The organism is Pseudomonas sp. S4_EA_1b, from assembly GCF_016307435.1.
Taxonomy (GTDB): Bacteria; Pseudomonadota; Gammaproteobacteria; order Pseudomonadales; family Pseudomonadaceae; genus Aquipseudomonas; species Aquipseudomonas rhodesiae.
Window position 1 is genome coordinate 18,512 of record NZ_JAEILC010000007.1, and the last position, 9,056, is coordinate 27,567.

General features: G+C 57.5%; 11 protein-coding genes and 1 pseudogene. 5 read left to right on the forward strand and 7 right to left on the reverse strand.

Annotated features, from left to right (window positions below):
• Positions 1-20: 20 nt before the first annotated feature.
• The 5 genes from YA0848_RS01705 to YA0848_RS01725 all read right to left on the reverse strand — a co-directional run bounded on the left by YA0848_RS01705 (position 21) and on the right by YA0848_RS01725 (position 5,114).
• Positions 21-752, reverse strand: coding sequence for a hypothetical protein (locus YA0848_RS01705; protein ID WP_065327509.1), 732 nt, complete (start codon positions 750-752; stop codon positions 21-23).
• Between the two features lie 884 nt (positions 753-1,636).
• A complete protein-coding gene (locus tag YA0848_RS01710; RefSeq protein WP_083196138.1) occupies positions 1,637-3,274 on the reverse strand; it encodes a class I SAM-dependent methyltransferase in 1,638 nt (545 codons plus the stop codon).
• Between the two features lie 75 nt (positions 3,275-3,349).
• Positions 3,350-3,802: a helix-turn-helix domain-containing protein gene (locus YA0848_RS01715; RefSeq protein WP_065327507.1), complete on the reverse strand. Its 453-nt coding sequence runs from the start codon at positions 3,800-3,802 to the stop codon at positions 3,350-3,352.
• A gap of 280 nt (positions 3,803-4,082) precedes the next feature.
• Entirely contained in the window at positions 4,083-4,508 is a 426-nt protein-coding gene (locus YA0848_RS01720; RefSeq protein WP_065327506.1) for a nucleotide triphosphate diphosphatase NUDT15, read from the reverse strand.
• A 9-nt stretch (positions 4,509-4,517) separates the two neighbouring features.
• A complete protein-coding gene (locus YA0848_RS01725; RefSeq protein WP_065327505.1) occupies positions 4,518-5,114 on the reverse strand; it encodes a hypothetical protein in 597 nt (198 codons plus the stop codon).
• A 113-nt stretch (positions 5,115-5,227) separates the two neighbouring features.
• Here YA0848_RS01725 and YA0848_RS01730 point away from each other — a divergent pair, with 113 nt between their 5' ends.
• The 4 genes from YA0848_RS01730 (at position 5,228) to YA0848_RS01745 (ending at position 7,454) form a co-directional block, all read left to right on the forward strand.
• Positions 5,228-5,443, forward strand: coding sequence for a hypothetical protein (locus YA0848_RS01730; protein WP_065327504.1), 216 nt, complete (start codon positions 5,228-5,230; stop codon positions 5,441-5,443).
• Between the two features lie 33 nt (positions 5,444-5,476).
• On the forward strand, positions 5,477-5,821 hold the full coding sequence (locus YA0848_RS01735) for a hypothetical protein (RefSeq protein WP_065327503.1): 345 nt from the start codon (positions 5,477-5,479) through the stop codon (positions 5,819-5,821).
• A 65-nt stretch (positions 5,822-5,886) separates the two neighbouring features.
• Positions 5,887-6,987, forward strand: a complete 1,101-nt coding sequence (locus YA0848_RS01740) for a hypothetical protein (protein ID WP_065327502.1) — start codon at positions 5,887-5,889, stop codon at positions 6,985-6,987.
• Between the two features lie 245 nt (positions 6,988-7,232).
• Complete coding sequence (locus YA0848_RS01745) at positions 7,233-7,454, forward strand: type II toxin-antitoxin system Phd/YefM family antitoxin (protein ID WP_232925017.1); 222 nt, start codon at positions 7,233-7,235, stop codon at positions 7,452-7,454.
• 18 nt (positions 7,455-7,472) lie between these two features.
• Here YA0848_RS01745 and YA0848_RS01750 read toward each other — a convergent pair whose 3' ends face one another.
• Both YA0848_RS01750 and YA0848_RS01755 read right to left on the reverse strand, forming a co-directional pair.
• A complete protein-coding gene (locus tag YA0848_RS01750) occupies positions 7,473-7,952 on the reverse strand; it encodes a phage regulatory CII family protein (RefSeq protein ID WP_065327500.1) in 480 nt (159 codons plus the stop codon).
• Positions 7,953-8,029: 77 nt separating this feature from the next.
• Positions 8,030-8,308 carry a hypothetical protein gene (locus YA0848_RS01755; RefSeq protein ID WP_141678427.1) on the reverse strand — a complete coding sequence of 93 codons (279 nt, stop codon included), beginning with the start codon at positions 8,306-8,308 and terminating at the stop codon, positions 8,030-8,032.
• Here YA0848_RS01755 and YA0848_RS01760 point away from each other — a divergent pair.
• Positions 8,307-8,987: pseudogene (locus YA0848_RS01760) on the forward strand (AIM24 family protein); the annotation flags it as partial. The gene YA0848_RS01755 and the pseudogene YA0848_RS01760 sit on opposite strands and share 2 nt — an antisense overlap.
• Positions 8,988-9,056: the final 69 nt, after the last annotated feature.

Sequence of the window (9,056 nt, forward strand, 5' to 3'; positions counted from 1 at the left end):
GGGATTAGCAATCCAAACCGTCAGCGGTAGCTGATAGTCAGCACAGAATGGTCACGCGCAACTTTCTGAATGCGGGTCACCTCTTCAGGCGTGAGAGGCTCCAAGTAGGCTTCCAAGGTTCGACCGGCCGAGCAGGGTTTCACACAGCGCACTGCCCAGAGGTACGCGGTGGCAGAGTCCTGGTTGACGTCTGCCAGGGCCGCCAGATCACCAGCAGCGCTTACTGCACCCTTCTGCCAAGCCTTTTCCAGGCTTGCCCTGGCCAGAGTGAAGTCCTGCTGGGTGAGTACGCCATTCGTGTACATCCGGCCGGCCTGAAGGAGCGCGGCCGCGGATGCATCATCCTGTTTGGCTGCCTCCAGGATCAGCACCGCCGCCTTCTGCCGCAATGCCGGCGTGACAACGTCGCCCTGACCAAGGGAGAAGAGCCTGCGAATAGCCCACGCCTCACCTCTTTCGGCACCAGCGAGCAGCATCCCGGACATCTCGTTGAGTGCCCACTTCTTCACCTCAACGAACTCGGGGCTTTGGCAGCTGGGGATGGTCAGCACGCGATCGCACTCATGTGCCAGCTGGTCGAACTCCTCGTCCAGATTGTCGAACGCACTCTCCGACGGGCCGCTGGCCATCGCTGCCCGCACGGCCTGCGCGAGTCGCTCTGATTTGGTGCCGTGGCCGCAAGCTGCCAACCCAAGGGCCAGCCCTAGAACGACAATGCCCCGCAGCGCACTTGCTGATACTGCCTTGAACATGGATTGCCTCATTCGCCTCTACCTGCAGTCAGGTCTCATCTGTAAGGCACCATCTTCCCCGTCATCGAACTGCCTGGGGCAGCAATCCGCCCCTGGACGGGGGCTCAACTGCTGCGCAAAGGGTCTTTGTTCCCTGGATAATCCGAGCTATACCCATCAGCAAATCGCGCAAGGACTCTGCAGTGACGAAGATTGCGATCAGTGACCAATATGAGATCCACCCTGCAGTAAAGATCCCCCTCTTGGTACTAACGGTAATTCTGTCTATAGCCGCCTTGGTCACAGCAGGCAGCTCATTAGGAACGAAACTGGGCTTCCTCTCGAGCACGCTTTGCATGATTTCTTTATGCCTATGTGTCGTGCCCTCTCTGAAGGTGTGGCGCCGAGTGTCTGATGCGACCGAAAATGAGAGTTGAAGAGACCATGGAAGCTGTGCACCTTCAGGAGAGTATTGACTCGACCATGCCACGAAGAAGCCTGATACGAAGCCTGGTTTCCGCTGAGCTGAGACCCACTGTTTCGAGCAACGACGAGTCGCGACGGGTCGCGAAACTGCTGCTGTGTCTGACAGAGATCGGAGTAAGAACAGGGGGCCTGAGTACACCAGAACTGGTGAGCGATCTGTTGTTTCGTCTAGAAGCCGCCCTCCTGAGGCGCCCTTTGAGCGTGCAGGGCTATCTGCTACTTCTCCGGGTCGATACTGAGAAGTATCTGATCAGGCACCTCAACGATATGACTGAAGGTGATCCACACGAGGCCTTAAGGTCCGTCCTTACGTCTGCTGCAGCTGTTGAGCAAAGGGTGGAATCGTTAGCAGAGTCCTTGCTTTCTGAGATTTCCTCAGTAGAGCAAAATGGGCCGTAATCCCGAGAGTGGACCGGCCTCTAGTGCTCGCTGCGGGTAGCTAGCAAGATCGCGACGGTTACGCCGGTACCGTCGAACTCATTGCAGAATGGGCCGTGCCACTCCAGGTCCCAGCCTGGGAGCAAGTCTTTACCCTTCAGAGAGGCTGGGAGAATGGCCACCAGGCGTCCGTCATCCTTGAGTAGGCCCGCGGCTGCCTGCAGGTGGAGCGTCGCGCGATTATTGGCGAACGGGGGATTGAGCACGATGCGGTCGAAATGCTCAGTGCACTTAGGCGCCCAGGCTAGGAAATCCGCTTCGATTGCTTTGTACCCCTTGCTGGCCAGCACCTTGCAGCGCATGGCCGATATCTCGATGCAGGTCGTGGTCTCAGCCGGCATTTTTGCAGCCAGGGCACCGTTTCCGGCTGATGGCTCTAGGCACCTGTGCCCCTCCCGAATATCAGCCAGCTCCTTCGCGAAGTCGGCGAGGCGCTCGCGAGTCGGGTAGTACTGGTGGCTCTTATCATCCGGCAGCATCCCGCTGATCGCTACCTGGGCGATCGCCGGCTGCGGGTCGTAGTCGAACTCGTACCAGACGAACAGGTTGATGTTATGCCGGACGCCGCCCAGGGCCTCCAGAACCTGATACGCCTCCTCCACCCGTGGATTGGAGTCGAAACGGACGGCATAGGGGTTCTCGGTCACCCGGCGGTAACGGATCTCTCCAGGGGTCTTGGGATCCATCAGAAGCGAGATCACTTCCTGTGGCAGCGACTTGCTGAGTACCGGAAAGTCCTTCGGTGGGCGCTTAGGCTTCGTACGGAAGCGGGAGGGAATGGCCAGCGGGTATAGATGCGCCAGCAAGCTGTTCATCCTCACCGCCAGCTCAGGGTGCACGTCGCAGTGCACGGTACCGACCTTGAACATCTTCATGCGCAAGGCGCCGCCATCTACGGAGTGCCATTCCCCCGTGCGCTGGCTGAGCAGTCTCAGCAGCTTGTACCCGTTACTGGCCTTCTGTTCCGAATGTCCCATGAAGCGAGCAATCACGTTGCGCAGATCGGAGATATAGCCGGCCTTGCTCTCCGCATAGTCGATGATGAAGCGCGAAGTGAAACCCGCCGGGTTATTGGTGACGTGCGTCTTGGACAGGGCTTGGAAAATGCCATCGACCCGCTCTGCGAAGTAAGTGCTCCGCGAAGCAAGCATGCTCTGGAGCGTGCTGCGGACGACGTTCTCTTCGAATGGTGGGGTGGTAAAGCTCTTGATCTGCTCAGACCACTCCTCTCGCCGCTTGTAGGGCATGTACTCCAGGACGTCTGTCAGATTCAGCAGCTCGTTCCAGTAGCAGCCGTTCAGATGCCCGATGGCACCGTCTACTGAGTAAAGGCCGGCAACGCCACTACGGAGTACCGGAGAGAAGTTCTCTGCGTTGCCCGCCATGAAGTGGCTCAGTGCACTACGGTAGGCGGGAGTCTGGATGAACTCCCCCACCGCCTGGATGCTTGCTGCCTCTGCGTTGTAGCGGGCCAGCAACTGGTCGACAGCATCAAAGGCCACCGGGGCGAAGAAGCCCTCGCAGACATCGTCAACCAGTTCCCCAGCAGCAGCGGCTACTTCTGGAAGCTCCACCCGCACGGCGTCTGTGGAAGTGAAGATGTCCTGCTGAATGGTCACGGTGTGTTTCCCCGGCGGATGAACTGGTCACCAGGCTCTCACCATTTCCAAAAGTGCAACCCCACCCTCTCCGACCTAGGCCAGGTAGGCCCGGATCGATGCCTCACAGCCCTCCGGCCATTTGACGTAGGGCTTAACGTTCCCGGCCAGCCCCTTCTTCTCGATAGAAGCAAAGTACTTGTCTACCGAACGGCCAATGCGGATGTAGGCTTTGTCTCTTTCCTTATCCATCATGGTCGGATGACCTGGAATTAGCTTGGGTTTCACACCAGCAAGCAGCCAGGCAGGACTGACTCCCAGCAACATCATCCCGCAGACGAAGTCACGTTGCAGATCAATCTGCCCAGCCTCGAAATCTTTGATCTCCCTCTTCATGTACCCGGTGACATCACCAATCTCGGCGAACCTCAGGCTCCCAGCTTTTCTTGCCTTCTTCAGCCTCTTACCCAACGCGACCAGGTGCTTGATATAGCTCTCAGCGTCGATTACTTGCGATTTCCCTGGGACCACCTTTTTCTGCCCTTTCATTGCCACCTCAGATCTGTGCTTTTTGGGGTTACGCCATACTGGCAAGCCAGAACTTAGAGGCTCGTTTGGCCACGGAGCAACTACCAGAACGGTAAGGGCAAAACGCAAAAAAGGGCTTTTCCGCACGAATTTCTGCGGTCTTTTTCGCCATAGATAGAGATAGCTCTCTGACTACTGACATATGGCGCAACAGCGCGATATTGCGGTCATGTTGAGCCGACGAACGGTCGTATCCGAGCCGGAATCTGAGGGGATCTCAGCGAGTTTGCGAAGTGCTCGGCTACGACTCTGCGTCGAACATCGGGCGCTGGCGCTGGCGCTTGAGGTTCGCTAGGGGCAGAAAATGGGGCTGGGGAATGCCATCCCAGGTGTGCCATTCCCATCCGTGGCACTTGTGGGGTTCAAGAGTCGCGGGGGCCTGGTCATCTTCCAGCTTCGCCAAGGCCCAAAGGGTGACGAAGTGCTTTCCCTCAGATGCGAAAATGTCGTTAGTGGCCATCTCGCACTGCGTGATTTCTCCAAGCCGAAGGCCTGTTTCCTCCAGCACTTCACGGCGAGCACATTCTTCGACGGTTTCCCCAAATTCAAGGCGGCCGCCAGGTACTGCCCAGGCCCCTTCACCATGGGAGCCTTTTCTCCGCCCGACAAGCACCTTGCCCTCTCGGCAGATGATGACGGCTACACCCACTCCTACCGCATTGCTCATCACCATCTCCTAGTACCCAGGTGGTGCGCCGTTGTATTCCGCGGTCGCTTTGAGAAGAGTGTGCATTGTTGGCGGCGTGACGTCCTCAACCTCGCCCAGCACGGCAAGCTTGCTGACGAGGTCAGCGTAAGCAGTATCGATCTGGTTGTATGGCACTTCCCACTGAAGGCCGATAAAGCCGGCGTTGGTGTCCGCGTTATTCGGCGCGAGCCAGTGCATCGCCATGGGATCAGTAATGAACAGGCTGCCCCGGAAGACACCCATTCTGATGTTCTTCTTGCGCGGAAGAATTTGGTTGTAGCTGTGGTCTGCCTGAATCGCCAGAGTGATGAACATCAAGCCTTCAAAGTCCGGGTCAACGTGCGGCCACGCATCGCGGCAGTATATCCAGCAGGTGGCGGAATTTAGAGGCTCTGGCAGTTGGTCGATACCAGCTGTGCAGATCTCAATCTCATTTGCATAGCATCCATGAGATACCTCGTTAGGAATTTCCAGGGACCACAGCCCCTCCCAATTCACTTTCGCCGCTTTCATGCCCGCCTCAACACTTCGGTTCTCGTAGGGTTTCAGTTTCTCATCGGCCGGATAAACCGCAAACTCAAACAACCAGCTGATCTGGCCCTGGGTCTAGAGGTTGCATTCTCCCGACCTGCTGGATAATTCAACGGAATGGGAGGAAATCTCCCGAACATGACCAGTTCAGACGAGGATCTACCAAAATGAGCAATGGCGTTGTTTTGACCGAAGACCAGAGCAGCTCGGAGCTGATGAAGCTGGCGGCGGGAACCCCGATCGCCGTTCAAGTCGACGGCCTCTGGTGGGCCTATGTGAGCGCCGGAGAAGGCAATGTCACCCCTGTCGGCAAGACCAGCTTCGATGACCAGGACAAGGCCTTGCAGGCAGCTCGCGACCACGCCACTGCCCAGCAGCAGTAATTGCCTCTCACGCATTCAGCCAAAGGAATTCCCATGGACGCCGCTCTCCGCTGGACCCCGCAATCGCCCTGCCCGCTGGCAAAAAATGACTGGGTACTGGAAAAGAACATTCAGCATCCGCAGATCGGCAAGGTCGAAGACTGCTACTGGGACGGTTCTTCCCAGGAGTGGGTGATGGATATTGCCCTGTATGGGCCTGAGGGCAACTTTATCGGCCGTTCCTCGCCGGCGATGGGTGGGCCGGAGTACCTCGAGCCTGCGGTTCCCGTTGCCTATTGGGAGCGAATTGAAGAGCCCACCTTCCCGCTTCGCCGCGACACTACCGGCTTTCGCGACTGGCGCGATGGAACCGTGAAGATCGATTTCCGCACTGAGTAAGCTGCCGGCTACTGCTTGCATCTCTGACAACCAGTGTGAGCATGGGGTATCCCTGGAGATACCTCATGCACCTCAACCGCGAATACCTCTGCTGCGCTGACGCCCAACAGGCTGCCAGGCACCTAGCCCAGTCCCAGCCCCTCCCACACGATCTGTCATCACACCGCGACGCGGCAGAGTACATCCTGTCAGCCATTGCCGAAGGCTGGTTCATGCTTCCCTACTGGCGCGAACCTGCCTCCTACAGTCGCGAGCAGTTTGGCGAGATTCACCATCACCTCCAGCACCATCCCGGTCTGCCCGCCGCCATAAAGGCCGCAGAGGCAGCGGTTAACCATGCCAAAGAGGTCTTCAAGGGCCCCCTCTTCGAGCTGTTTGGCTCATACCGAAACAACCGATTGCCTGATCCATTGGTAATGGCAAAGAACGCGCATCAGTCCTGCCCTCGTAAGCCTCTGGATTTTTCTGCCTGGGTGTTCACCGCGCAGGAATTCTGCGACCTGGTGGACGACGTCTCTGCCAGATGCCAGCACGTGCACCAGCTGGCTGACGTCATTACCTGGCCAGGTATGCTGGATGAGGCAGCGTGCTTAGGGGGCAAGGTCGACAGGTTGCGGGCCATTGGACGCCCTGACTGGATCACCCCCATCGTGAAGTCTGTGCACTACTCCTACCTGTCCAGCTCATGCGACGCAGAGCTCAAAAGGCTCGTAGCTGGGTTCAGTGACGGCCGGGCCTTTGTTGAGTTCGTAGCCCGCGATCGTCAGGCCAGGGACTCAGAAAACCAGGCCAACTGGCGTGCGACCAAAGCCATGATCCGAAATGTCGCCGCGGTCCTGGCCGATGCGAAGAGCTACCACCAGGCGGTACTGACCAAGCTGCTGCGGCGCGATCTCGGACGACATTTTTGCGTCAAGACCGTCCACGGACTCGAAGGGACGCGACTGGTGATCACCACAGATACTCATCTTGAGCTTGGCGATAACGCCAAGATCACCGCACCTTTCGACCTGGTGAACTGGGTGCTGGCGCTAGACGATGCCATGGCTAAACAGGCGGATGACGTGTTCGGCTATTGGGAAGCCTGCAAAGCAGCCGATGCTGCGCTTGCAGCCATGTATGCAGCTGAAACAGTTCATGACATGGCAGTCAGTGCATCTAGTTAGCCTCCTGGCATCTTTGCTCGCCAGCAGCGCGACCTATTACACGCACAATTCAACGCACAATATTACACAACATATAGCGGCTATTTTCGCAATGTTGCACAACATATAGTGATCTATATACTTCTCAAATCCGCAGAAACTACCTGCGTAGTTCGAGATAGAGGTTTATTCCCGTGAGCGCACTACTTAGCCGCCCTGAACAGGCCGTTTCCGCAACCGCTATGGCTCGCTCATTTGGAGCTCGGTTGAAGGATGTCTCCAGCGGCGACCTCCCGCACTTAGTCGTTTTCAAAGATAACGAGCCGGCCGCCGTGCTGATTGGTGTTGAAACCTTCCAAGCCATGCAGGACGAACTCGAAGACCTGCGGGCAGAGCGGCTAGCCATCGAACGGCTGGCCACCCTGGATGAAAGTCGCACCATCAGCCATGAGGAAATGGAACGCCGGTTCTTGGCCGGTACCGACTGATAGTGGGTCTGAACTGATCTAGCCCGCCCTGGCACTGTCTTGAGCTCCATGGACAATGCCCAGCACAATCTGCGCGTACTCCAGCAACAGCTTTTCCAGGCGGGGGTATAGGGTCCCCGTTAGAGTACCCTCCTGTTCCAGGGCCTCCGCCACGAATCCCTCAATCTCAGAGCACTTCCCGCTTAGCAGGCTCAAAGCACGGTACTTGTCTGCAGCCGAATTCATTGGAATCGGTCGGTACGCAACGCCACCGGATGCCTTGCTGATGGAGAGCAAGACATCGTTGTTACAAGCGAGCGCCATGAACCTCTCCAGCTCCTCAGGCGTCAGGTACTGCGCTTTTGACGGGTTCAGCTTGGCCTGTAGCAGGTCGTAGTCCATTCCCATATCGATGGAAAGTGCTTTCAACCCTCCCCTGTATTCGCGGCCGGCCAGGTACTGAGCCACCGCCAACCTCGGCACTCCTACAACACCCGCGTGGTGATTCACTCGACTCATGAGAAGCCTCCTGATCTGGAAGGAGTCTCTCATAAGGGTTGCGGCCGAAAAATCAGGTTTATCGGTACACCGGTTTGCTACACCGACAGGGCCCGATTGGCGCTTGCATACTTCCGCGCTGTGGGAAAATGCCCCCGAAGCAAATCGAGGCCGATAAATTGAGTACTCAAGTGTTGATTCGCGTGGTCACGACCGACTTGGCCACCGCGCAAACCACGGAAAAAATCATCGACCACAATGACCGCGAGCAGCGGCAGTGGCTCGGCAAGCATTGTTTCTGGGCAGTCCGGAACAATCATTCCGTTCTGACTACCCCGATCGCCAAGTAAGCAAAAAAACTTGAAAGAGATACCCATGTCCGAGCACACCCAGATTCCGGCCCAGACGCCCGCGAACAAATCTTCCGGTTTCGGTACCGCCGACGTCACCGAAGGCATCGACTACCAGATTCACGGCACCGACACCCAGTTCGTCGAGTTGGAGCTCGACCAGGGTGAAACTGCTGTCGCCGAGGCTGGGGCCATGATGTACAAAACACGGAGCGTGGAGATGAGCACCGTGTTTGGTGATGGTCGCGAGACCACGGGCCTGGTTGGCAAGCTCTTTGGTGCAGGCAAGCGCCTGATCACTGGTGAGTCAATGTTTACCACCGTGTTCACTCAGCAAGCGCCTGGCAAAGGGCGCGTAGCTTTCGCGGCACCCTACTCCGGTACGATCCTTCCCCTTCATCTCAAAGACTACGGCGGCACGATCATCTGTCAGAAGGACAGCTTCCTCGCCGGCGCCCGTGGCGTGTCCATCGGGGTGCATGTCCAGAAGAAAATCCTGACCGGTCTGTTCGGCGGTGAAGGCTTCATCCTGCAGAAGCTACAAGGCGACGGCCTGGTCTTCGTGCACATGGGCGGTACCGTTCACAAGCTTGAACTGGCAGAAGGCGAGAGCCTGGATGTCGACACTGGTTGCGTCGCAGCAATGACGCACCAGGTCAATTTCGAGATCCGCAAAGCTGGCGGCCTGAAATCTATGCTGGGCGGTTTCAGGAGCTGAGTGCAACACGGTTATTGAATTGAAGCTGGAGCATCATGCCGCATAGCCATGGCTTCT

Excerpts from the sequence above, each read along its gene's own strand:
- YA0848_RS01755 (WP_141678427.1), bottom strand. The coding sequence starts at position 8,308 with ATGGGTATCTCTTTCAAGTTTTTTTGCTTACTTGGCGATCGGGGTAGT.
- YA0848_RS01750 (WP_065327500.1), bottom strand. The coding sequence starts at position 7,952 with ATGAGTCGAGTGAATCACCACGCGGGTGTTGTAGGAGTGCCGAGGTTG.
- YA0848_RS01740 (WP_065327502.1), top strand. The coding sequence starts at position 5,887 with ATGCACCTCAACCGCGAATACCTCTGCTGCGCTGACGCCCAACAGGCT.
- YA0848_RS01705 (WP_065327509.1), bottom strand. The coding sequence starts at position 752 with ATGTTCAAGGCAGTATCAGCAAGTGCGCTGCGGGGCATTGTCGTTCTA.
- YA0848_RS01735 (WP_065327503.1), top strand. The coding sequence starts at position 5,477 with ATGGACGCCGCTCTCCGCTGGACCCCGCAATCGCCCTGCCCGCTGGCA.
- YA0848_RS01715 (WP_065327507.1), bottom strand. The coding sequence starts at position 3,802 with ATGAAAGGGCAGAAAAAGGTGGTCCCAGGGAAATCGCAAGTAATCGAC.
- YA0848_RS01730 (WP_065327504.1), top strand. The coding sequence starts at position 5,228 with ATGAGCAATGGCGTTGTTTTGACCGAAGACCAGAGCAGCTCGGAGCTG.
- YA0848_RS01720 (WP_065327506.1), bottom strand. The coding sequence starts at position 4,508 with ATGAGCAATGCGGTAGGAGTGGGTGTAGCCGTCATCATCTGCCGAGAG.